We start from the raw sequence: 20363 nt of genomic DNA on the forward strand, positions 1-20363 counted from the left end.
GAAAAGCTTTGAGCCTAAGCCCGAAGCTTACTTCTTCTTGCCGGCGATCGGCTTGGCCTTGCCCTTGCGGGTGCGGGCATTGGTGTGAGTGCGCTGACCGCGAACAGGCAGGCCATTACGGTGACGAAGACCACGATAGGAACGCAGGTCCATCAAACGCTTGATGTTCATCGCGGTGTCACGGCGAAGGTCGCCTTCCACCTGATGATCAGCATCAATCGTCTCACGAATGCGAAGAACTTCCTCATCGGTAAGATCTTGCACGCGTGCAGAATGTGCAATGCCAAGCTTGTCAGCGATTTGGACAGCCGTTGTGCGGCCAATCCCGTGAATATAGGTGAGCGCGATAATAACACGCTTGTTGGTGGGGATGTTTACCCCGGCAATACGAGCCACTTAATTCTCCATGCTCCACAAAGGTTTGAGTGAACGGTCACCGACCTTTATCTCGACGCTAAAAATATTCGCGATTTCGAAAACCCGCCAAGACGGCAAAAGTCCGGGTTGCACTACAGTGAGGCAGCGCTTGCCAGAAAAGAATCGAAATATCGAATAGAGGCGCGCTTACGGACTTTGAGAAAGCTCGTCAACCGCAAGACGCACAAATCCGAGCGAGCCGCCTAAATGGGCAGCCGCCGGTGGATTGCAAGACCTTGATACACGAACAGTGAGAGCGGGTCAAAACAGGCTGAAACTCAGCCCTGATCCCCGCTCAGATCACCAAACGCCTCGTCGACGCTTGGACCTTCAGGTCCCTCGCCCGAATCCTCGACCGCAGCGCCATCCTCCTGCGCTTCACCATCATCCAAAACCTCTTGCGCTTCGATGGTCGCAGCGCCCTCCTCTTCGGAAAGTTCAGCTGACGCACTTTCTTCGGCAGGAGCCTCCTCCACATCTTCCTCAGAACCGGGCAGCTCAACAGGCCCGAGAAGCTCGGCAAGGCGTGTCAGCTGGAGCGTCATCACCCCATCGACCGCATTTGAAATAACGGGCACAGGGTAACGCATCTTACCGCCAACATTGTATTCCCAGACAATCTTGGTCCGGGCCTCGCCATCTTCGCCCGCATCCGCCTCACTCAGCGCAATGGTGAGGATGCCGGTCACAGGCTCGCTTTGCAGCGGGCCAAGCGCGCCGGACATGCGCAGGGCAACCTCGGGATAGGCCTGGATCACCCGCATATGTTCAACACTGCCCTGCAATGTGAAACGGCCAGGCTCGTCAACTTCGGGGATGGTTTCGCAGAAACAGCCGCCCGCTTGCGGGGTGAGCTTCAGATTGGCGGCGTCTGCCGACCATGTGTGCTCGCTCGACCACCATCCCGCAGGGCTGATGAGCGCAAGCCACGTCTCTTTGGCGCTTGCATCCACTACCGCCTCGGTGCGGGTGATGAAGTGGTCGTCACGCGCCTCGACCACTTCGGCCATGGCGGGCGATGCCACAATCGCAACCGTGCCCAAAGTGAGCCCGACAAGTGAACGGTGAAAACGATGCAAAACGGATCTCCTCCCAGAAGCTGCAGGGTTAGGAGATCGCGCGCGCCCTGAAAACCCCGCTTGGGGCCAGAGCCGCAAGTTACCCGGCGAGGATCGCGTCGATGTCTTTTGCAACAGCGTCAATATCGGCCATGCCATCGACGCGCTTGACGATACCGCGCGCTTCATAGCCCGGCAGGATCGGCGCGGTCTTCTCGCGGTATTCATTGTTACGAGTGCGCACGGTCTCTTCATTGTCGTCAGGGCGACGTTTGAACTCAGTCGATCCGCAATTGTCGCAAACGCCTTCTTTCGAAGGGGTGTTGGCCGTGTCGTGGTAAAGTGCGCCGCAGTTTGCGCAGGAGAACCGTCCGGTGATGCGTTCAACCAGTGCGTCAATATCAACGCCAAGTTCAATCACGTGGTCGAGCTTGCGGCCATGCTTTGCCAGAAGCGCATCGAGCTGTTCGCCCTGCGCCGCAGTGCGCGGATAGCCATCGAAGATCGCGCCTTGATCGGCTGGCATTGAGCCCAAGTTTTCGTCGATCAGGTTCGAGACGATTTCGTCTGAAACAAGCTCACCCCGGTCCATCACGGCTTTGGCTTCGAGGCCGACAGGCGTTCCGGCCTTGACCGCAGCGCGAAGCATATCGCCGGTCGACAGTTGCTTCATGCCATGACGTTCGACGAGGCCGGCACTTTGCGTACCCTTACCAGCGCCCGGAGGACCAAGAAGAATGATGTTCACGAAACGCCCCTAATTTTCCCCCGCGCAGCTATCCAAAGCGAACGCGGCATATTCGATTATCGTTCCTGCCCGCGCCAGCTGCTTAACGCATCCGGCCTTTGAGCTTCGCCTTCTTGATAAGGTCACCATATTGGTGCGCCAAGAGGTGCGACTGCACTTGGCTGATCGTATCCACGGTCACGTTCACCACAATCAGCAAGCTCGTACCGCCAAGGAACAACGGAATGCCGGTTTGCGCGATCATGTACTCGGGCACAACACAGACAAAAGTCAGATAGGCCGCGCCCACAACCGTGATCCGGGTAAGCACATATTCAAGATATTCAGCCGTCCGCTTGCCGGGGCGAATACCCGGAATAAAGCCGCCGTTCTTCTTGAGGTTCTCCGCGTGCTCTTCCGGGTCGAAAACAACCGCGGTGTAGAAGAAACAGAAGAAGATAATGCCAACCGCATACAGCAGCATGTAGATCGGCTCACCATGAGCGAGATATTGGTTGAGCGTCACAATCGCGCTGCCAAAACCGCTCGTGGTGTCCACTGAGTTACCAGCAAACGAGCTGATCGTCAGAGGCAAAAGCAAAAGCGAGCTTGCAAAGATCGGCGGGATAACGCCGGCTGTGTTCAGCTTCAAAGGCATGTGCGACCGGTCCGCCTGCATCATGCCGCGCTGTGTCGCACGCTTTGGATATTGGATGAGGAGCCGCCGCTGTGCGCGCTCTACCCATGAGATCAGCAGGATCAGGCCCACGACCATCACAAGGAAGGCGATGATGATGCCAGGTGCGATCGACCCAGTGCGGCCACCTTCGAACATGTTCATGGCGAACACGGGGAACTGGGCAACGATACCGGCCATAATAATAAGGCTGACGCCATTACCAATGCCACGCGAGGTGATCTGCTCACCCAGCCACAAAAGGAACATGGTGCCGCCCACAAGGCTGATCACCGCGCCGATACGAAACATATATCCAGGTTCAACCACAGCCGCGATTCCCTGTTGCCCGGCATAGCTTTCAAGGCCAGTGGCAAGGAAATACCCTTGGATAGCGCACAGGAAGACCGTGCCGTATCGCGTATATTGGTTGAGTTTTTGGCGCCCGCTCGCGCCTTCTTTCTTGAGAGCGGCAAGCGTGGGGTGCAGCGCTGATGCCATCTGCACCACAATCGAGGCCGTAATGTAAGGCATCACGCCAAGCGCAATAAGGCTCATATTCGCCAGCGCGCCGCCTGTGAACATGTTGAACATATCAAGGATAGTGCCCTGATTTTGTTCAGCCAATTGGTCCAATGCCAGCGGGTTAATCCCGGGCAAAGGCACAAAGCTCAAGAAGCGGAACACGATCAGCGCACCAATGGTGAACCAGATGCGTTGGCGCAATTCGGTCGCTTGAGCAAAGTTGCCCAGATTTAAATTGCTGGCGATATTATCGGCGCGTGAAGCCATTTTTGGTGTCGATCCTATGGATGTCTCTCGGCCTGTCCCAATGCGGGTGCCGAGTACCAAGACAAGTGTGAGAGCCTAGATAGGAACCACTGGGCGACTTGTCGAACCCTGCGGTGCACTTTTCATCATCCCGAAGCGCTCAAAAGAGGCTTCGGGAGGATAAAATGCGGCTTACTCAGCGTCTTCTGTCACTTTCGCAGGCGCGGTCACTTCGACGCTGCCGCCAGCTTTTTCAACGGCTGCAATCGCGCCTTTGGTCGCGCCGGTGACGACGAATTTGGCTTTTGCCTTAAGCTCGCCCTTACCAAGAAGACGCACACCGTCTTTGCCGCCGCGCGCCAAACCGGTTTCACGAAGAACTTCTTCGGTGATGTCTTTTTTGGCGTCGATCTTCTTAGCATCGACCCATTTTTGGACCATGCCGATGTTCACTTCGGCAAAGTCCTTGCCAAATGGGTTGTTAAAGCCACGCTTTGGAAGACGCATGTGAAGCGGCATCTGACCACCGCCAAAGCCCTTGATCGCGACGCCAGAACGGGATTTTTGACCCTTCTGACCGCGGGCTGCGGTTTTGCCTTTGCCTGAACCGATACCACGGCCCACACGCATACGTCCCTTGCGGGCACCATCATTGTCACGGATGTCGTTGAGTTTCATCGTTGCACTCGCTTTCGCTTTCAGTACGGCCCCACCATGGGGCAACGCGCTATGGAAGCGGGCCCACTAGCGGAGTGTTAGCGGTGGTGCAAGTGGAAAGAGGGAGGGATGGCGCTACCTTGCCCTGCCTTACCCTGCCCTGACTTGCCCTGCCTCGAACGCACCTAGGTCAGGACCTATCGGCGCTGGCAAAGACCGAACAAAATCACAATTGCGGATCAAAATCCAGCAATCCGGGTTCGGCCTCAGGTATGCTCAGCTTCTGTACCAGCATGTTGCTGGGCCTCAGCCTGTGCCAATTCTTCTGCTTCGCGCCGCGCTGCCCGTTCGCTTTCCAGTTTCGCGCGGTCGAGTGCTGCACTGCGCGATTGTTCCGCCAACCCGCGCCAAGTCCTCTCAGCGCGCAAGTTTCGCTCCCTCACATTGTCGAGCGTCGCTTCTTTTGCCGCCGTGGCAGCTTCGGTTGCTCTTGCATCATAAAACTCAAATGTCGCGTTCATGACACGCCTCGCAATGCTGGTAGGAGTGGGAGAAAGTGGAAATCTCCCGCCCACTGTTCGACACAGGGGCGGGAGATGACCGTGTTTTTGGTTAGTCAGCAGCCGACAGGTTGACGGCGCTTTCTTTGCCGTTCTTGCCAGCTTCAACTTCGTAGTTGAGGCGCTGCTCTTTATCGAGCGTCTGCATGCCAGCGGCTTGTACAGCGCTGATGTGTACGAAGCTGTCGTTTGATCCGTCGTCAGGCTGGATAAAACCATAGCCTTTGTCGGCGTTGAAGAATTTTACTGTTCCGGTCTTGCTCATAATGGTTCCTTTCAAGAACACATGAAGATTGCCACAAGGCGATATGCCCAGTGGTCGTGCGTCAAATCGTGAATTGAAAGGAAGTCGTCGTCTTCTGCGCCAGTGGTACTGAAACCACGTGGCGGTCGTCAAAAATTCGAAGTCCGTCGCAAATTTCGACGTCGGCAGAAAGCCCTATAGCAGACCGCAAGTCATACACCTAATGAATAAACTTGAGAGGAAATTGCATTTCTGGCTGATCGCCACTCCTCCTTGCCGCTTGCACCAACCCGCACCTAGGCCGCAGCGCCGAGGAGCTCACGCCGGGGCTTCGCCGGATTAGGCGGCAGGCGCATGTTGTTTTCTATCTGCTGACAGCGGAGGAAATCCTGATCGCCCGCGTGCTGCACCACCGCGTGGATTATGAGCGGCATTTGTAAATCATGACCCTCGGTGCCACGCCCGACCAACGATCACTTGCTAGTGTCAGCAAGATAACGACAATAGGCGCTCGAAAGATGGACGATTAACTGTGCTTGTTGCGGTGTCGGTTGATTTGTCGGACTGACGTGCCGACCAGAATTGGAAGCGAAACCCCACATTTTTTCCAATGCCTGATCCAGTGGTTTTGGAAGACCAATTTGTGACGCAAGTTTTGCAAGTCCGTCGTTGCTACCAGTGATGTAACGGGCAGTCGCTTCAAGTGCCCCAAGGGCGTGATGTACCGCGCCCGTCAAATCTGGATCTGGACGCCTGGAAAGATCACCAAGGGCTTCTTTGATCTCTTTGGCTGCGACATCATATCCTGTCTGCAACAAAGAATCGCGCGAAGATGCGACAGCTTCTTCAAAATCACCATCTCCCCGGATAATGATACCGTCCCCGGCAACGAACTGCCAACCAGCGCCAGTGTCAGAGAATATCATGTTGACGCGATCCGCGAACCCCTCGGTTGCAGCGTAACCTATCGTTCCTTCGATGAAGACCACTAGGCCTTCAATCACGTCATAGACCTGATACCATTCGACCCCCTGAATGATGTCTTCAACCTCATCTCTAATATTTGGAATTTCACTCCAATTGCCTTGGTTCGGCACCAAATAGAGGGTCCGACATATCGAAGTGCGGATTTGGCTGTAAGAGAGGTGTTCATATGCCGCTTGAATGACAGCGTGACGCAATCCACCCGGTGCATCATGTCGAAATTGTATAGGTGGTACTGTCGCAAACCCATGTCGCTTAGAGAACATAATTGAGGACCTTATCTCTTACTTTAGATGGCAATTTGACAGTCAACGAAGTCGGCTGCAAGGAATAGCAAACTTCTCCAAATCAGTCGCGCGCCATTACGCCCCAATCACTCCTGATACACCCCAATCCCATAGCGACACGGTTCCAAATCACACCGGATCATCTTCACCCGAAACACCGCCAAGCCGTCCTCCTCAGGCGCAAGCTCTAGGATCGGGATCGCATCCTCTTGGCGGTCGCTGGCGATCTCGTTGCCGCTTTCATCGTAGACGCCAAGGTCAATGTCCTTGCATTGCTTATCGCACAGGCCAATCGCGATGGTTCGTTCGCCGCCTTTGAGGGTGTAGCGAAGCTCTCCTGTCTGACGCTCATCAAGAACGCCGCCGTTGAATACTTGCGAGCCTGCATAGCCACGCCCCCGCGCAATGGCCCTCGCCTCGCGCCCGAGGTCGTTCACGCCTTGTGCGGATGTCTTGGGCGAAGCTGTGCTGACACAGCCCATAAGGCTGATGCTCACCGCCACACAGGCCAGCGTCTCAAACGTCCCCGAATAGCTCAAATTTTCAGTCCCTCAACCGCTTCACGGTGAAACCGCAGCGTAGCACTGCGTCGATCCTTGAACCACCCTCGTGATCTCCTGCGAAAGCAGGAGCCCATCCTCGAAGTCCGGATTTGGGCTCCTGCTTTCGCAGGAGATCACAACCCCCGTCCCAGGCCCCCAAACGCAAGCGGGCCCGCCATGCGGATTTCGCATGACGGGCCCGTCTTGAATGTCAGTGCCGACTAAAGCCTAATTGGCCCTATTAGTCGATAACGGTCACCAGATGCGGGATCTTTGCGATCGCGCCGCGCACTTCAGGGGTGTCCTGACGTGTCACGACTTTGTGCATCTTGTTGAGGCCAAGACCGATAAGGATCTTACGCTGGCTCTCTGGGCGACGGATCGGCGAACCGATCTGTTTGATAGTGATAGTAGCCATTATGGATTACTCCGCAATTGCAGCAGCATCGACCGCTGCTTCTGCTTCACTTGCACCGCCGCGACCCAGAAGGTCTGCAACCTTTTTACCGCGACGCTGAGCCACAGACTTCGGCGAAGTCTGATCGCTGAGCGCATCGAAGGTTGCGCGGATCATGTTGTAAGGGTTCGACGTCCCAACCGATTTGGTCACAACGTCAGCAACGCCAAGGCTCTCGAACACAGCACGCATTGGACCACCGGCGATGATGCCAGTACCCGGAGGCGCTGTACGAACGGTCACCTTGCCAGCGCCAAAACGGCCATTGCCGTCATGGTGAAGCGTGCGGCCTTCTTTCAAAGGAACGCGGATCATCTTCTTGCGAGCAGCTGCTGTTGCCTTGGTGATCGCCTCTGGAACTTCGCGGGCTTTACCGTGACCAAAGCCAACGCGGCCCTGACCATCGCCAACCACTACGAGAGCGGCAAAGCCGAAGCGCTTACCGCCCTTAACCGTCTTGGAAACACGGTTGATGTGCACGAGCTTTTCGATGATCCCATCGTCTTCTTCTTCGCGCTTGTTGTCGCGGCCACGGCCACGACCACGTCCACGACCACCGCGATCATTGCCGCCATCACGGTTGTTACCACCGCGACCACGACCGCCCCGATCATTGGCACGGCCACGTTGCTCTTCAGCAGGAGCCGCCGGAGCTGCCTCAGCTGGGGCCGCTTCCGCAGCAGCAGGTGCTGCTTCGGCAGGAGCCGCCTCTGGTGCAGCGGTTGCTTCAGCCGGAGCGCCTTCGGTTTCAGGTGTTTTGTTTTCGTCAGCCATCATCAGAACTCCAGCCCGCCTTCACGAGCGGCATCGGCAAGCGCTTTCACGCGGCCATGAAACAGGAACCCACCGCGATCAAACACCACAGTGGTCACGCCAGCCTTCTTGGCAGCTGCTGCGATGTCCTTACCCACTTGGGTAGCGGCATCGACATTCGCGCCAGATGTCTTCGCACCAAGAGTTGATGCCGCAGCAACGGTCTTGCCGGCTGTGTCATCAATGACCTGAGCGTAGATGTGGCGACCTGTGCGGTGCACCGAAAGACGAGGCTTGCCACCTGAGCGCGAACGCAAAGCGGTGCGGACACGGCGACGGCGACGTTCAAAGAGAGAAAGTTTTGCCATCTTACTTCTTCTTCCCTTCCTTGCGGAAGATATACTCGCCGCGATACTTGATACCCTTGCCCTTGTAAGGCTCAGGTTTACGCCACTTGCGGATTTCGGCGGCAAACTGGCCAACGGCCTGCTTGTCGATACCGGAAACCTCAACAGTGGTTTGATCGGGCGTGTTAACGGTGAGACCTTCTGGCACATCAAGGTCGACATCGTGACTGAAACCCAGTTCCAGCTTCAACGTCTTGCCTTGCGCCTTAGCACGGTAACCAACGCCGGTGATCTCCAAAGTCTTGGAGAAACCGTCGGTAACGCCTTCAACCAGGTTCGAAACCAGCGTGCGCTGCAGGCCCCAGAACGAGCGTGCTAGCTTGGTGTCGTTGGCCGGGTTGACCTGGATTTCACCGTCTTCAACTTTATAGCTGATAAGGTCAGACATACCCATCGAAAGCGAACCCTTGGGGCCCTTTACGGTGAGTGTGCCATTGTCGATTGTGGCCGTAACCCCACCAGGGATCGGAACAGCCCTTTTACCAATGCGGCTCATCAGAAGACCTCCGCAAGCACTTCGCCGCCGACCTTGTTTTCGCGCGCTTCGTTGTCCGAAAGAACACCGCGAGGGGTCGAGACGATGGTGATGCCAAGGCCGTTGCGAACAGTCGGAAGTTCTTGTGAACCCGAATAGACGCGCCGGCCCGGCTTGGATACGCGAGCAACGTGCTTGATAGCAGGCTCGCCTTCGAAATACTTCAGCTCAATACGAAGCTGCGGGTGCTTGCCCGAAGTGTCATCGGAATAGCCACGGATGTAGCCTTCACGGGTAAGCACTTCGAGAACGTTCGCACGCAGCTTGGAAGCAGGAGAGACAACGCTGTCCTTCTTCGCACGCTGGCCGTTGCGGATGCGGGTGAGCATATCACCCAGTGGATCGGTCATAGCCATCTGTTAATTCCTCACCAGCTCGACTTGGTCAGACCCGGGATCATGCCCCGGTTGCCGAGATTCCGCAGTTCAATACGGTTAATACCGAACTTGCGATAATAGCCGCGTGGGCGGCCGGTGGTGGCGCAGCGGTTGCGCACGCGAGTGGGATTCCCGTTGCGGGGAATCTCAGCCATTTTCAGGCGGGCCATAAGGCGCTCACCCTCATCAAGGCTCTCGTCATTCGCGATTGCCTTCAGCTTCTCGTACTTTGCTGCGTACTTCTCAACGAGCTTCTTACGCTTCTCGTTTTTGTTGATCGAACTCAGTTTCGCCATAGGACTTAAGCTCTCTTCCTAAAATTGATTGTCATGAGAACAGCTTACGCTGCCTCTTTCTGATCGCCCGCTTCACCTTGGAAAGGGAAGCCGAACAAACGCAGAAGCTCACGAGCCTCTTCGTCGGTCTTAGCGGTGGTGGTCACGATGATGTCCATACCCCGGACCTTCTCGATCTTATCGTAGGAGATCTCTGGGAAGATGATCTGCTCTTTGATACCCATGGCATAATTGCCACGGCCGTCGAAGGAATTGGGGTTGAGACCACGAAAGTCACGAATACGTGGCATCGCGATGGTCACAAGACGATCAAGAAATTCATACATGCGCGTGCGGCGAAGGTTCACCTTGCAACCGATTGGCATGCCATCACGCAGCTTGAACTGCGCGATAGATTTCTTGGCTTTGGTGATAACCGGCTTTTGACCAGCAATCAGAGCCATTTCTTCAGCAGCTGTCTGGATCTTTTTCTTATCCTGACTTGCTTCGCCCACACCCATGTTGAGCGTGATTTTCTCAATCTGAGGGACCTGAAGGCGGTTGGTGTAACCGAACTTTTCAGTCATCGCCTTGACGATTTCTTCCTCAAACTTGGTTTTGAGGCGTGGTGTATAATCAGCCATCGATCGTTTCCCCACTCTTTACAGCCACACGCACCTTCTTGCCGTCCTTTTCTTCGAAACGGACGCGGGTGGGCTTGCCATCCTTGGGATCAGCCACAGCAACCTTGGAGATGTCCATTGGCGCTGGAAAACGCTCAATGCCACCTTGCGGGTTTGCCTGGCTTGGCTTGCGGTGACGGGTTGCGACATTCACGCCTTCGACGATGACCTTGCCATCTTTCGGCATGACTTGCTGGACAGTGCCCTTGCGGCCCTTGTCCTTGCCCGACAATACGACGACTTCGTCGCCCTTCTTGATCTTAGCAGCACCCATCTTAGAGCACCTCCGGAGCAAGCGAGATAATTTTCATAAAGCCGCGGCCACGAAGTTCACGAACCACTGGGCCAAAGATACGAGTGCCGATCGGCTCTTCGCTCTTGTTGACCAGAACAGCAGCATTGCTGTCAAAGCGGATCACGCTGCCGTCTTTACGACGAACGTCCTTCTTGGTGCGCACGATGACGGCGCGGTGTACGTCGCCTTTTTTCACCTTTGCGCGCGGCTGGGCCTCTTTAACCGAGACCACGATCACGTCGCCCACGGAGGCAAACCGGCGCTTAGACCCGCCCAGCACTTTAATGCACTGGACGCGCTTTGCGCCGCTGTTGTCCGCGACGTCGAGATTGGATTGCATCTGGATCATGGATCCGTTTCCTTCTCTTGGCTTGCTGGGACACCCGACTGTGACCGGGGCTCAGCAGTTCCGTCGTTGATTGTCCCTGCAAGAACGCAGGAACGCGTCAATTAGTTACCAGCTGCCTCGACATCGAGATCAGCTTCAATCGCTTGCACTCCGCCAGCCACAACACGGTCTTTTACAACCCATGTCTTGGTCTTGGAGATCGGCTTGGTCTCTTCGATCCGCACAACATCGCCAATGGTGTACTCATTGGTTTCGTCATGCGCGTGATACTTCTTCGAACGACGGATGATCTTCCCATAAAGAGGGTGTTTCACCTTACGCTCAACCAGAACGGTCACGGTTTTGTCGGTTTTATCAGAGCTGACAGTTCCGATAAGAATACGCTTCGGCATAGTCTGCTCCTTACGCTTTCGCTGCCGCTGATTTCTCAGATGCACGCTCGTTTTGGAGCGTTTTGATCTGAGCGATCGTGCGGCGAACTTCTTTGATGCGAGATGGTTTCTCAAGCTGGTTGGTCGCAGCCTGGAAGCGCAGGTTATACTGCTCACGCTTAAGCTCTGTCAGGTCAGCAGAAAGCTGATCGTCGGTCTTAGCGCGCAGGTCTTCGGTGCTGAGTGTGGTCTTCGCCATTACTTGTCACCTCCCAAGTGCGAGGTGTCGCCAAAACGGGCAACAACCTTGGTTTTGATCGGCAGCTTCATCGCAGCACGCTCAAACGCGAGCGCAGCAACTGGACCGGGCACACCGTCAAGCTCGAACATGATGCGGCCTGGTTTCACGCGGGCAGCCCAGTATTCAACTGAGCCCTTACCCTTACCCTGACGCACTTCAGCAGGCTTCTTTGAAACCGGCACGTCTGGGAATACGCGGATCCACAGGCGGCCCTGACGCTTCATTGCACGGGTAATCGCACGGCGAGCCGCTTCGATCTGACGTGCAGTGATACGGTCAGGCTCAAGCGCCTTGAGGCCATACGAACCGAAGTTCAAAGTCGTGCCGCCTTTGGCGTCGCCCTTGATCCTGCCTTTAAAGGCCTTGCGGTATTTGGTTTTCTTTGGTTGCAGCATTTTTCAATTACCTCAACGAGCAGGACGCACGCCGGAAGTCTGAGCTTCCATCATGAGACGATCCTGCGCAGTTGGATCATGGGCCAAAATCTCGCCCTTGAAGATCCAAACCTTGATGCCGATGATGCCGTAAGCGGTAAGCGCTTCGGTTTCAGCGTAATCAATGTTTGCACGCAGAGTGTGGAGCGGAACGCGGCCTTCGCGGTACCATTCAACGCGGGCGATTTCAGCACCGCCCAAACGGCCACCACATACGATCTTGATGCCTTCAGCACCCAGACGCAGAGCCGACTGAACAGCGCGTTTCATGGCACGGCGGAAAGCCACACGGCGGATAAGCTGGTCTGCAATGCCTTGAGCAACAAGCTTCGCGTCGATTTCCGGCTTGCGGATTTCAACGATGTTCAGCTTCACTTCGCTCGAAGTCATGGTCGACAGCTTCGTGCGCAGCTTTTCGATGTCTGCGCCCTTCTTGCCGATGATCACACCAGGACGAGCCGCATAGATTGAAACACGGCAAAGTTTCGCCGGACGCTCAATCACAACCTTGGAGATCGCTGCTTGTGGCAGGTTCTTCAAGATGTACTTACGGATCGCGATGTCTTCCTTGAGAAGGTTCGCATAGTCACGCCCTTCGGCGTACCAGCGGCTATCCCAAGTGCGGTTGATCTGAAGACGCAGACCAATTGGATTACTCTTCTGACCCATGGTTTATGCCTCTTCCTGCTCGCGAACAACGATGCGCAGCTTGCTGAATGGCTTGAGAATGCGGGTAGACTTACCACGACCGCGCGTATGGAAACGCTTCATCGTGATCGACTTACCAACACTCGCCTCAGCAACGACAAGCGCGTCGACGTCGAGATCATGGTTGTTTTCTGCGTTGGCCACTGCCGATGCGAGCACTTTGCTTGCATCGCGCGCCATTGCTTTCTTCGAGAAGCTGAGGATGTTCAGAGCTTCCTCAACTTTTTTGCCGCGAATGAGCTCTGCAACGAGATTGAGCTTCTGAGCAGAACCGCGAATTTGCGTGCCTACTGCGAGCGCCTCATTGTCAGCTACGCGCCGGGGAGACTTTGCCTTACCCATTATCGCTTGCCCTTCTTGTCAGCCGCGTGGCCGGGGAAGCTGCGCGTAGGCGCAAATTCACCGAGCTTGTGACCAACCATTTCTTCCGAAACGGCAACAGGAATAAATTTCTGGCCGTTATATACGTTGAATGTGAGCCCAACGAACTGCGGGAGAATTGTCGAACGACGCGACCAGGTTTTGATCGGCTTCGAGTTTCCAGCGTCCTGTGCGACTTCTGCTTTCTTAAGCAGACTGAGCTCGACAAACGGACCTTTCCAGACGGAACGTGCCATCGTGTCTTACCTCTTCTTCTTGGCGTGACGCGAACGGATAATCATCTTGTCCGTCTGCTTGTTCTTACGAGTGCGAGCACCCTTGGTCGGCTTGCCCCATGGCGTCACTGGGTGACGGCCACCGGATGTCCGGCCTTCACCACCACCGTGGGGGTGATCAACCGGGTTCTTGGCAACACCACGAGTAAGAGGACGACGCCCCTTCCACCGGGTGCGGCCAGCTTTACCAAAGTTCTGGTTCTGGTTGTCGGGGTTAGAAACCGCGCCAACCGTGCCCATGCAATCGCTGCGAAGGTAACGCTGCTCACCTGAGTTCAGGCGAACAATGACCATACCGCGGTCACGACCAACAATCTGGACGTAAGTACCGGCAGAACGGGCAATCTGACCGCCCTTGCCTGGCTTCATTTCCACATTGTGGCAGATCGTGCCAACCGGCATTTGACCAAGAAGCATGGCGTTACCAGGCTTGGTATCGACCTTTTCACCTGCAATCACGCTGTCACCAACGGCGAGGCGTTGTGGTGCAATGATGTAAGCAAGCGTTTCGTCTTCATACTTCAGAAGAGCGATAAAGGCAGTGCGGTTTGGATCGTATTCGATCCGCTCTACCGTTGCTGCCATATCCCACTTGCGACGTTTGAAGTCGATGATGCGATACTTCTGCTTGTGACCACCCGCGATACCGCGTGAGGTGACATGGCCTTTATTGTTACGGCCACCGGTCTTGCGCTTACCTTCGCTGAGCGCCTTGACCGGGCCACCTTTGTGGAGGCCGGTTTTGTCGATCAGAATAAGACCACGGCGCGCCGGGCTTGTCGGGTTGTAATTCTTAAGTGCCATTAGCCGACCTGCTCAGTGATATCGATCATCTCACCTTCGGCGAGACGGACCACTGCTTTCTTGAAATCGGAACGCTTGTAGGGCTTGCCCTTCCAGCGCTTGGTTTTGCCTTTGGTAAGGATGGTGTTCACCGAGACGACTTTCGTCGAATAGATGGCCTCCACCGCTTCCTTGATCTGCGGCTTGGTCGCGTCATTGGCCACCTTGAACACCACAGCGTTAGCTTCAGAAGCCATTGTGGACTTCTCAGTGATGTGAGGGGCAACGATCACGTCATAGTGCCGCGCGTCGATGCTATCTTTCTTAGCCATTGAAGCGCGCCTCCAGCTTAGCAACCGCGTCCTTGGTAAGGACCAGCGTGTCGTGGTTGAGAATGTCGTACACGTTCGCACCAGCAGCCGGCATCACATTGATGCCAACCAGGTTGTTCGCTGCACGAGCAAAACCTGCATCCACCGCTTCGCCGTCGATCACGAGGACCTTGCCAGCAAAACCGTGCTTGTCGAGGTGACCTTTAAGAGCCTGTGTCTTGGCTTCTTTAAGTTCAAGGCTGTCGATAACAACGAGGCCGTCCTTAGCCTTGGTAGAAAGAGCCATCTTCAAACCAAGCGCACGAACTTTCTTGTTGAGCGACTGGTTGAAGTCACGCTTGCGAGCACCGTGCGCCTTACCACCACCGATAAAGATCGGAGCAGAGCGAGCACCGTGACGAGCACCGCCGGAACCCTTTTGGGCGCCGAACTTCTTACCGGTACGAGCAACATCGGAACGCTCACGCGTTGGACGTGCAGTCGCGCGGCGGTTTTCAAGCTGCCACGTTACAACGCGGTGCAAGATGTCTGCGCGAGGCTCAACGCCGAACACATCATCGTTAAGCTCGATGTCACCGGACGCTTTACCGTCGAGTTTTTGGACCTTCACCTTCATGGTTTAGCCCTCCTTATTTTCGTCAGCTGCAGCTGCGTCAGCGGCGGGCGCTTCAGCTTCTGGAGCAGGTGCGGCAGCTTCAGTGACCGGAGCTTTGGTCTCGACAACAGCACCCGGGAACGGGAGGTCGTCAGAGTGCTTGAGCTTCACAGCGTCACGTACGAGGAGCCAGCCATTCTTCGATCCGGGTACAGAACCCTTGATGAAAAGAAGGCCACGATCAGCGTCGGTGCGAACCACTTCGAGGTTCTGCTGTGTGCGCTGACGGTCGCCCATGTGACCAGCCATCTTCTTGCCTTTAAACACGCGGCCCGGATCCTGACGGTTACCCGTCGAACCGTGCGAACGGTGAGAAAGCGAAACACCGTGGGTTGCGCGAAGACCGCCGAAACCCCAGCGCTTCATCGCACCGGCAAAACCCTTACCTTGGGTATGCCCGGTGATGTCGACTTTCTGGCCATCCACAAAGTGCTCAGCGCTGATGAGAGCGCCGACCGGTACAAGACCGTCTTCGCCTTCAACACGGAACTCAGCCATGCGTGCTTTGAGACCAACGCCGGCTTTCGCGAAATGCTCGCGCTGCGGCTTGTTTACATTCTTTTGTTTTGCTTCGCCTGCACCAAGCTGAACAGCAAAGTAGCCGTCCGTATCTTGTGTGCGGTGGGAAACGACCTGGCAATCTTCCAGCGAAAGAACAGTCACAGGCACGTGCTGTCCATCCTCCTGGAAGAGGCGGGTCATCCCAACCTTTTTCGCGATCACGCCAGTGCGCATCGTCTTGTACTCCTTACAGAGGCACCCAGAGGACCATCCCCAAGGTGCGTGCCAACCCAAATTTTTAACTGAGCCCCGCCTGGGCTGATGCCCTCCAGACCAATTGGCCTGTTGAGCGAGACGGAGGACTCAGCCCGAGCATGCTCGGCGGTATCCATATGTCTTGCCGATCTTTCAATCAGCGGGGCCAATGGCGGCCCAAATTCGCAAGAGTGTTTAGCGTCCCCCTGAAGGACGAAGAGATCGACTTACGCCAGCTTGATCTCAACATTTACGCCAGCAGCAAGGTCGAGCTTCATAAGCGCGTCCACCGTCTGGGCGTTCGGCTGAACAATGTCCAGCAAACGTTTGTATGTGCGCACCTCGAACTGCTCGCGCGACTTTTTGTCGATGTGCGGGCCGCGGTTCACGGTGAACTTCTCGATACGCGTTGGCATAGGAATGGGACCACGAATAAGAGCACCCGTACGACGTGCAGTATCAGCGATTTCGCCAGTAGCCTGGTCGAGTACGCGGTGGTCGAACGCCTTAAGGCGAATACGGATATTCTGTGCTTCCATTACCTATTACCAATGCGAAAGAGCCAAGGAACAAATCCGAAGGCGGACCGCTCCCAAAAAGTAAAAGGCCCGCCCTGCCCCGCCCCATCAAAAAGATGAATGGTCCGGAATCGGAGGCCCCATGAATTTCGTTTCATCAGCAACTGAATCGCTGACGTGATGGCGCGCGTATATCGAGGGAGTAGGATTCTGGCAAGCCAGAAATTCCCAAGATTGCACCCTAACCAACAAAGCCTTCATTCCGCGCGGTCAAACCGGCAGGAAATTGGGCCTACATAATAAGAGGCCCGGCGCACTTTCGTGGGCCGGGCCTCGTTATTTCGTATCAGCCGCAAGGCTGATGGTCGATTAGGCAGTGATCTTAGCCACAACGCCTGAACCAACGGTACGGCCGCCTTCACGGATAGCGAAACGCAGACCTTCGTCCATAGCGATCGGTGCGATCAGCTTGACGTTGATGGTCACGTTGTCGCCAGGCATAACCATTTCCGTGCCTTCAGGAAGGATCACTTCGCCGGTTACGTCAGTCGTACGGAAGTAGAACTGCGGACGGTAGTTTGCGAAGAATGGCGTGTGACGGCCACCTTCGTCCTTTGAAAGGACGTAAACTTCTGCCGAAAACTCTGTGTGCGGGCTAACCGAACCAGGCTTACAAAGAACTTGGCCACGCTCAATGTCGTCACGAGCAACACCACGAACCAGAGCGCCGATGTTGTCGCCAGCTTCACCGCGATCAAGCAGCTTGCGGAACATTTCAACGCCGGTAACGGTCGTTTTTGCAGTGTCTTTGATGCCAACGATTTCAACTTCGTCGCCAACGTTAACAACACCGGTCTCAACACGGCCGGTAACAACTGTACCACGACCAGAGATCGAGAACACGTCTTCGATTGGCATGAGGAAGTCTTTGTCAATCGGACGGTCGGGCTGTGGGATGTAAGTGTCGACAGCGTCCATCAGAGCCCTGATCGAAGTCTCACCGATTTCAGGATCACGGTCTTCAAGAGCAGCAAGAGCCGAACCCTTGATGATTGGAATATCGTCGCCGTCAAAGCCGTACTCGCTGAGGAGTTCGCGAACTTCGAGTTCAACCAGCTCGAGGATTTCTTCGTCGTCGACCTGATCGACCTTGTTCATGTAAACAACAAGCTGCGGAACGCCGACCTGACGAGCAAGCAGGATGTGCTCACGCGTTTGTGGCATTGGACCGTCAGCTGCGTTCACAACCAAGATAGCGCCGTCCATCTGAGCCGCGCCGGTGATCATGTTCTTAACATAGTCAGCGTGACCTGGGCAGTCGACGTGTGCGTAGTGACGTGCGTCTGTTTCATACTCAACGTGTGCCGTTGAGATGGTGATGCCGCGCTCACGCTCTTCTGGAGCTTTGTCGATGTTTGCGAAATCGACAGCCGAACCCATAACCTTGGTGATTGCCGCGGTCAGAGTGGTTTTGCCGTGGTCAACGTGACCAATGGTGCCGACGTTCACGTGCGGCTTATTACGCTCAAACTTTTCCTTCGCCATGTCTCTAATAACCTTCTTATTGAATTTGAATTTAGCGGGGAGAATGGGGGCGCCCGCATCAATGTGGCGCCGCCCATAGATTGTGTTGCTCGCTTACGCAAGCTTCTCCTTAACCTCTTGAGCAACACTCGCAGGCACTTCGTCATAGTGTGAGAACTGCATGGAGTATTGTGCACGGCCTTGCGTGAATGAGCGAAGCTCGTTCACATAACCAAACATATTGGCCAGTGGGACCATGGCTTCGACGACCTGGGCGTTGCCCCGGCTGTCTGTACCCTGGATTTGACCACGGCGGCTGTTGAGGTCGCCGATCACATCGCCCAGATAATCTTCTGGCGTCACCACTTCAACCTTCATAACAGGCTCAAGCAGCTTGATGCCGCCACGTTCAGCCGCCTCACGCATTGCACCTTTACCACAGATTTCGAACGCCACGGTGGACGAGTCGACGTCGTGGTAGGCGCCGTCTGTAAGGTGGATGGTGAAGTCGATGATCGGGAAGCCGATGAGATAGCCGCTGTCGGCTTGCTCACGGATACCTTTTTCGAGGCTCGGGATGTATTCCTTCGGAATGTTACCGCCTTTGATGCTGTCTTCAAAGACGATGCCCTGACCACGCTCACCCGGCGTGAAGGTCGCTTTGGCCCGGGCAAACTGACCCGTACCACCCGATTGCTTCTTGTGGGTGTAATCGACGTCGATCGTGCGGCCCAGCGATTCGCGGTATGCCACCTGCGGCGCACCAACGTTTGCTTCAACCTTGAACTCACGACGCATCCGGTCGACCAGAATGTCGAGGTGAAGCTCGCCCATCCCCTTGATGATCGTCTGACCGCTTTCGTGGTCAGTCGTCACGCGGAAGCTGGGGTCTTCAGCAGCCAAGCGATTGAGCGCAACGCCCATCTTTTCCTGGTCAGCTTTGGTCTTAGGTTCAACCGACAGTTCGATCACGGGATCCGGGAATTCCATCCGCTCAAGAATGATCGGGTTCGCCGGATCACACAGCGTGTCACCGGTGGTGGTCGCCTTCATCCCTGCCAATGCAACGATATCGCCCGCAAACGCCTCTTCAATGTCCTTACGGTCGTTGGAGTGCATTTCGAGGATACGGCCGATCTTTTCCTTCTTGCCCTTTACTGAGTTCAAGACGGTACCCTTGGTCAGTTCACCGGAATAGACGCGGGTAAAGGTAAGCGAGCCCACGAACGGATCGTTCATGACCTTAAATGCCAACGCCGCAAACGGCGCAGCATCGTCGGATGCACGCGTATCTTCGACGTCGCTGTCAGGTTTAACACCCTTAATCGCAGGAACATCAAGTGGGCTCGGCATATAGTCGACAACGGCGTCAAGCAGAGGCTGAACGCCCTTGTTCTTAAACGCAGAACCGCAAAGCACAGGAACAAAGCTCTGGTTGAGCGTACCTTTGCGGATGAGACCTTTGAGCGTTGCCGCGTCAGGCTCGTTACCTTCAAGGTATGCTTCCATCACATCATCGTCTTGCTCAACAGCAAGTTCGATCAGCTTCTCACGATATTCCGCCGCTTCATCAGCCATATCCGCAGGGATATCGCCGTAAACGTACTCAGCACCTAGATCTTCGTTCTTCCAGGTGATCGAACGCTGGTTCACAAGGTCAACAAGACCCGAGAGGCTGCTTTCGATACCGATCGGGAGATACAAAACAGCAGGCGTTGCACCAAGGCGCTCGATGATCGAGTTGACGCAGTATTTGAAGTCTGCGCCGGTACGGTCGAGCTTGTTGATGAAGCACATGCGGGGGACTTTGTACTTGTCCGCCTGGCGCCATACGGTTTCGGACTGGGGCTCAACCCCTGCCACACCGTCAAAACATGCAACCGCGCCGTCGAGCACACGGAGCGAACGCTCGACTTCAATGGTGAAGTCAACGTGGCCAGGCGTGTCGATGATGTTGATGCGGTGTTGCGGTGTCTTGCGCAGCTCTTTTGGATCGCCCTTTGGATCCATCGTCGGATCTTCCGGGTTCCAGAAACAGGTCGTTGCAGCAGACGTGATCGTGATCCCGCGCTCCTGCTCTTGCTCCATCCAGTCCATCGTCGCAGCGCCATCGTGCACTTCGCCGATCTTGTAGGATTTACCGGTGTAATAAAGGATACGCTCGGTCGTGGTGGTTTTACCAGCATCGATGTGCGCCATGATGCCGATATTACGATAACGCTCCAGCGGATATTCGCGGGCCATATCTAATTCCTTGGGTTTAACGAGAGG

The 20363-nt window shown here is 55.5% G+C and carries 31 protein-coding genes and 1 pseudogene; 1 reads left to right on the forward strand and 31 read right to left on the reverse strand.

Features of this window, described 5'->3' with window-relative positions:
- Nucleotides 1–27: 27 nt before the first annotated feature.
- From rpsM to EH31_RS03680, 7 genes are all read right to left on the reverse strand, one after another.
- Nucleotides 28–396: a 30S ribosomal protein S13 gene (rpsM, locus tag EH31_RS03650; protein WP_034958128.1), complete on the reverse strand. Its 369-nt coding sequence runs from the start codon at nt 394–396 to the stop codon at nt 28–30.
- Nucleotides 397–695: 299 nt separating this feature from the next.
- Entirely contained in the window at nt 696–1496 is an 801-nt protein-coding gene (locus EH31_RS03655; RefSeq protein WP_241765817.1) for an SRPBCC family protein, read from the reverse strand.
- A gap of 79 nt (nt 1497–1575) precedes the next feature.
- Nucleotides 1576–2223 carry an adenylate kinase gene (locus tag EH31_RS03660; RefSeq protein ID WP_034958130.1) on the reverse strand — a complete coding sequence of 216 codons (648 nt, stop codon included), beginning with the start codon at nt 2221–2223 and terminating at the stop codon, nt 1576–1578.
- A gap of 82 nt (nt 2224–2305) precedes the next feature.
- Nucleotides 2306–3670 carry a preprotein translocase subunit SecY gene (gene secY / locus EH31_RS03665; protein ID WP_034958131.1) on the reverse strand — a complete coding sequence of 455 codons (1365 nt, stop codon included), beginning with the start codon at nt 3668–3670 and terminating at the stop codon, nt 2306–2308.
- 171 nt (nt 3671–3841) lie between these two features.
- The gene (gene rplO, locus EH31_RS03670; RefSeq protein WP_034958132.1) at nt 3842–4327 is read right to left on the reverse strand and encodes a 50S ribosomal protein L15; all 486 of its coding nucleotides are present in this window, start codon (nt 4325–4327) and stop codon (nt 3842–3844) included.
- Between the two features lie 245 nt (nt 4328–4572).
- Nucleotides 4573–4827 carry a hypothetical protein gene (locus EH31_RS03675; RefSeq protein ID WP_051698910.1) on the reverse strand — a complete coding sequence of 85 codons (255 nt, stop codon included), beginning with the start codon at nt 4825–4827 and terminating at the stop codon, nt 4573–4575.
- Between the two features lie 91 nt (nt 4828–4918).
- A complete protein-coding gene (locus EH31_RS03680; protein WP_034958133.1) occupies nt 4919–5131 on the reverse strand; it encodes a cold-shock protein in 213 nt (70 codons plus the stop codon).
- 272 nt (nt 5132–5403) lie between these two features.
- Here EH31_RS03680 and EH31_RS18120 point away from each other — a divergent pair.
- Nucleotides 5404–5550 (forward strand): annotated as a pseudogene (locus tag EH31_RS18120) (type II toxin-antitoxin system RelE/ParE family toxin); the annotation flags it as partial.
- Between the two features lie 33 nt (nt 5551–5583).
- On the opposite strand, the gene EH31_RS03685 reads toward EH31_RS18120, so the two are convergent.
- From EH31_RS03685 to fusA, 24 genes are all read right to left on the reverse strand, one after another.
- Complete coding sequence (locus EH31_RS03685) at nt 5584–6360, reverse strand: AbiJ-NTD4 domain-containing protein (RefSeq protein ID WP_034958136.1); 777 nt, start codon at nt 6358–6360, stop codon at nt 5584–5586.
- Nucleotides 6361–6467: 107 nt separating this feature from the next.
- Nucleotides 6468–6920, reverse strand: coding sequence for a hypothetical protein (locus EH31_RS16705; RefSeq protein WP_152553446.1), 453 nt, complete (start codon nt 6918–6920; stop codon nt 6468–6470).
- Nucleotides 6921–7164: 244 nt separating this feature from the next.
- Entirely contained in the window at nt 7165–7341 is a 177-nt protein-coding gene (rpmD, locus tag EH31_RS03695) for a 50S ribosomal protein L30 (protein WP_034958138.1), read from the reverse strand.
- Nucleotides 7342–7347: 6 nt separating this feature from the next.
- Nucleotides 7348–8157, reverse strand: coding sequence for a 30S ribosomal protein S5 (rpsE, locus tag EH31_RS03700; protein ID WP_081853199.1), 810 nt, complete (start codon nt 8155–8157; stop codon nt 7348–7350).
- Nucleotides 8157–8501 carry a 50S ribosomal protein L18 gene (gene rplR, locus EH31_RS03705; protein WP_034958139.1) on the reverse strand — a complete coding sequence of 115 codons (345 nt, stop codon included), beginning with the start codon at nt 8499–8501 and terminating at the stop codon, nt 8157–8159. The genes rpsE and rplR overlap by 1 nt, the downstream gene beginning before the upstream one ends.
- A gap of 1 nt (nt 8502) precedes the next feature.
- A complete protein-coding gene (gene rplF, locus EH31_RS03710; RefSeq protein ID WP_034958142.1) occupies nt 8503–9036 on the reverse strand; it encodes a 50S ribosomal protein L6 in 534 nt (177 codons plus the stop codon).
- On the reverse strand, nt 9036–9431 hold the full coding sequence (gene rpsH, locus EH31_RS03715) for a 30S ribosomal protein S8 (protein WP_034958145.1): 396 nt from the start codon (nt 9429–9431) through the stop codon (nt 9036–9038). The genes rplF and rpsH overlap by 1 nt, the downstream gene beginning before the upstream one ends.
- Nucleotides 9432–9442: 11 nt before the next feature.
- Nucleotides 9443–9748, reverse strand: coding sequence for a 30S ribosomal protein S14 (gene rpsN / locus EH31_RS03720; protein WP_034958148.1), 306 nt, complete (start codon nt 9746–9748; stop codon nt 9443–9445).
- Nucleotides 9749–9792: 44 nt separating this feature from the next.
- Complete coding sequence (rplE, locus tag EH31_RS03725) at nt 9793–10371, reverse strand: 50S ribosomal protein L5 (protein ID WP_034958151.1); 579 nt, start codon at nt 10369–10371, stop codon at nt 9793–9795.
- Complete coding sequence (gene rplX, locus EH31_RS03730; RefSeq protein WP_034958152.1) at nt 10364–10684, reverse strand: 50S ribosomal protein L24; 321 nt, start codon at nt 10682–10684, stop codon at nt 10364–10366. The genes rplE and rplX overlap by 8 nt, the downstream gene beginning before the upstream one ends.
- 1 nt (nt 10685) lies before the next feature.
- A complete protein-coding gene (rplN, locus tag EH31_RS03735) occupies nt 10686–11054 on the reverse strand; it encodes a 50S ribosomal protein L14 (protein WP_034958154.1) in 369 nt (122 codons plus the stop codon).
- A 101-nt stretch (nt 11055–11155) separates the two neighbouring features.
- Nucleotides 11156–11446 (reverse strand): 30S ribosomal protein S17, encoded by a 291-nt coding sequence (gene rpsQ / locus EH31_RS03740; RefSeq protein WP_034958155.1) that lies wholly within the window; start codon nt 11444–11446, stop codon nt 11156–11158.
- Between the two features lie 10 nt (nt 11447–11456).
- Nucleotides 11457–11684, reverse strand: coding sequence for a 50S ribosomal protein L29 (rpmC, locus tag EH31_RS03745; RefSeq protein ID WP_034958157.1), 228 nt, complete (start codon nt 11682–11684; stop codon nt 11457–11459).
- A complete protein-coding gene (gene rplP, locus EH31_RS03750) occupies nt 11684–12121 on the reverse strand; it encodes a 50S ribosomal protein L16 (protein WP_034958159.1) in 438 nt (145 codons plus the stop codon). Before rplP ends, rpmC begins: the two co-directional genes overlap by 1 nt.
- A 12-nt stretch (nt 12122–12133) precedes the next feature.
- Nucleotides 12134–12829 (reverse strand): 30S ribosomal protein S3, encoded by a 696-nt coding sequence (gene rpsC, locus EH31_RS03755; protein WP_034958161.1) that lies wholly within the window; start codon nt 12827–12829, stop codon nt 12134–12136.
- A 3-nt stretch (nt 12830–12832) separates the two neighbouring features.
- Nucleotides 12833–13210: a 50S ribosomal protein L22 gene (rplV, locus tag EH31_RS03760; protein ID WP_034958163.1), complete on the reverse strand. Its 378-nt coding sequence runs from the start codon at nt 13208–13210 to the stop codon at nt 12833–12835.
- Entirely contained in the window at nt 13210–13485 is a 276-nt protein-coding gene (rpsS, locus tag EH31_RS03765; protein WP_034958165.1) for a 30S ribosomal protein S19, read from the reverse strand. The genes rplV and rpsS overlap by 1 nt, the downstream gene beginning before the upstream one ends.
- Nucleotides 13486–13491: 6 nt before the next feature.
- Entirely contained in the window at nt 13492–14328 is an 837-nt protein-coding gene (gene rplB / locus EH31_RS03770; protein WP_034958166.1) for a 50S ribosomal protein L2, read from the reverse strand.
- Complete coding sequence (locus tag EH31_RS03775) at nt 14328–14639, reverse strand: 50S ribosomal protein L23 (protein WP_034958167.1); 312 nt, start codon at nt 14637–14639, stop codon at nt 14328–14330. Before EH31_RS03775 ends, rplB begins: the two co-directional genes overlap by 1 nt.
- Nucleotides 14632–15255 carry a 50S ribosomal protein L4 gene (gene rplD, locus EH31_RS03780; protein ID WP_034958168.1) on the reverse strand — a complete coding sequence of 208 codons (624 nt, stop codon included), beginning with the start codon at nt 15253–15255 and terminating at the stop codon, nt 14632–14634. Before rplD ends, EH31_RS03775 begins: the two co-directional genes overlap by 8 nt.
- Before the next feature lie 3 nt (nt 15256–15258).
- Complete coding sequence (gene rplC, locus EH31_RS03785) at nt 15259–16029, reverse strand: 50S ribosomal protein L3 (RefSeq protein ID WP_034958170.1); 771 nt, start codon at nt 16027–16029, stop codon at nt 15259–15261.
- Between the two features lie 248 nt (nt 16030–16277).
- Nucleotides 16278–16589, reverse strand: coding sequence for a 30S ribosomal protein S10 (gene rpsJ / locus EH31_RS03790; RefSeq protein ID WP_006831877.1), 312 nt, complete (start codon nt 16587–16589; stop codon nt 16278–16280).
- Between the two features lie 348 nt (nt 16590–16937).
- The gene (tuf, locus tag EH31_RS03795) at nt 16938–18113 is read right to left on the reverse strand and encodes an elongation factor Tu (RefSeq protein WP_034958172.1); all 1176 of its coding nucleotides are present in this window, start codon (nt 18111–18113) and stop codon (nt 16938–16940) included.
- Between the two features lie 93 nt (nt 18114–18206).
- Nucleotides 18207–20336, reverse strand: coding sequence for an elongation factor G (gene fusA / locus EH31_RS03800; protein ID WP_034958175.1), 2130 nt, complete (start codon nt 20334–20336; stop codon nt 18207–18209).
- Between the last annotated feature and the right edge of the window lie 27 nt (nt 20337–20363).

The sequence above is a fragment of the Erythrobacter longus genome (genome assembly GCF_000715015.1).
GTDB lineage: Bacteria > Pseudomonadota > Alphaproteobacteria > Sphingomonadales > Sphingomonadaceae > Erythrobacter > Erythrobacter longus.

Excerpts from the sequence above, each read along its gene's own strand:
- rpsS (WP_034958165.1), bottom strand. The coding sequence starts at position 13,485 with ATGGCACGTTCCGTCTGGAAAGGTCCGTTTGTCGAGCTCAGTCTGCTT.
- rplO (WP_034958132.1), bottom strand. The coding sequence starts at position 4,327 with ATGAAACTCAACGACATCCGTGACAATGATGGTGCCCGCAAGGGACGT.
- rplF (WP_034958142.1), bottom strand. The coding sequence starts at position 9,036 with ATGAGCCGCATTGGTAAAAGGGCTGTTCCGATCCCTGGTGGGGTTACG.
- fusA (WP_034958175.1), bottom strand. The coding sequence starts at position 20,336 with ATGGCCCGCGAATATCCGCTGGAGCGTTATCGTAATATCGGCATCATG.
- EH31_RS03775 (WP_034958167.1), bottom strand. The coding sequence starts at position 14,639 with ATGGCTAAGAAAGATAGCATCGACGCGCGGCACTATGACGTGATCGTT.
- rpsH (WP_034958145.1), bottom strand. The coding sequence starts at position 9,431 with ATGGCTATGACCGATCCACTGGGTGATATGCTCACCCGCATCCGCAAC.
- rplB (WP_034958166.1), bottom strand. The coding sequence starts at position 14,328 with ATGGCACTTAAGAATTACAACCCGACAAGCCCGGCGCGCCGTGGTCTT.
- rplN (WP_034958154.1), bottom strand. The coding sequence starts at position 11,054 with ATGATCCAGATGCAATCCAATCTCGACGTCGCGGACAACAGCGGCGCA.
- rplR (WP_034958139.1), bottom strand. The coding sequence starts at position 8,501 with ATGGCAAAACTTTCTCTCTTTGAACGTCGCCGTCGCCGTGTCCGCACC.
- EH31_RS03680 (WP_034958133.1), bottom strand. The coding sequence starts at position 5,131 with ATGAGCAAGACCGGAACAGTAAAATTCTTCAACGCCGACAAAGGCTAT.
- tuf (WP_034958172.1), bottom strand. The coding sequence starts at position 18,113 with ATGGCGAAGGAAAAGTTTGAGCGTAATAAGCCGCACGTGAACGTCGGC.
- rpmD (WP_034958138.1), bottom strand. The coding sequence starts at position 7,341 with ATGGCTACTATCACTATCAAACAGATCGGTTCGCCGATCCGTCGCCCA.
- rplC (WP_034958170.1), bottom strand. The coding sequence starts at position 16,029 with ATGCGCACTGGCGTGATCGCGAAAAAGGTTGGGATGACCCGCCTCTTC.
- rpsC (WP_034958161.1), bottom strand. The coding sequence starts at position 12,829 with ATGGGTCAGAAGAGTAATCCAATTGGTCTGCGTCTTCAGATCAACCGC.
- secY (WP_034958131.1), bottom strand. The coding sequence starts at position 3,670 with ATGGCTTCACGCGCCGATAATATCGCCAGCAATTTAAATCTGGGCAAC.
- rpsQ (WP_034958155.1), bottom strand. The coding sequence starts at position 11,446 with ATGCCGAAGCGTATTCTTATCGGAACTGTCAGCTCTGATAAAACCGAC.
- rplX (WP_034958152.1), bottom strand. The coding sequence starts at position 10,684 with ATGGGTGCTGCTAAGATCAAGAAGGGCGACGAAGTCGTCGTATTGTCG.
- rpmC (WP_034958157.1), bottom strand. The coding sequence starts at position 11,684 with ATGGCGAAGACCACACTCAGCACCGAAGACCTGCGCGCTAAGACCGAC.
- rplV (WP_034958163.1), bottom strand. The coding sequence starts at position 13,210 with ATGGGTAAGGCAAAGTCTCCCCGGCGCGTAGCTGACAATGAGGCGCTC.
- rplE (WP_034958151.1), bottom strand. The coding sequence starts at position 10,371 with ATGGCTGATTATACACCACGCCTCAAAACCAAGTTTGAGGAAGAAATC.
- rpsE (WP_081853199.1), bottom strand. The coding sequence starts at position 8,157 with ATGATGGCTGACGAAAACAAAACACCTGAAACCGAAGGCGCTCCGGCT.
- rplP (WP_034958159.1), bottom strand. The coding sequence starts at position 12,121 with ATGCTGCAACCAAAGAAAACCAAATACCGCAAGGCCTTTAAAGGCAGG.
- rpsN (WP_034958148.1), bottom strand. The coding sequence starts at position 9,748 with ATGGCGAAACTGAGTTCGATCAACAAAAACGAGAAGCGTAAGAAGCTC.
- EH31_RS03675 (WP_051698910.1), bottom strand. The coding sequence starts at position 4,827 with ATGAACGCGACATTTGAGTTTTATGATGCAAGAGCAACCGAAGCTGCC.
- rplD (WP_034958168.1), bottom strand. The coding sequence starts at position 15,255 with ATGAAGGTGAAGGTCCAAAAACTCGACGGTAAAGCGTCCGGTGACATC.
- rpsJ (WP_006831877.1), bottom strand. The coding sequence starts at position 16,589 with ATGGAAGCACAGAATATCCGTATTCGCCTTAAGGCGTTCGACCACCGC.
- EH31_RS03685 (WP_034958136.1), bottom strand. The coding sequence starts at position 6,360 with ATGTTCTCTAAGCGACATGGGTTTGCGACAGTACCACCTATACAATTT.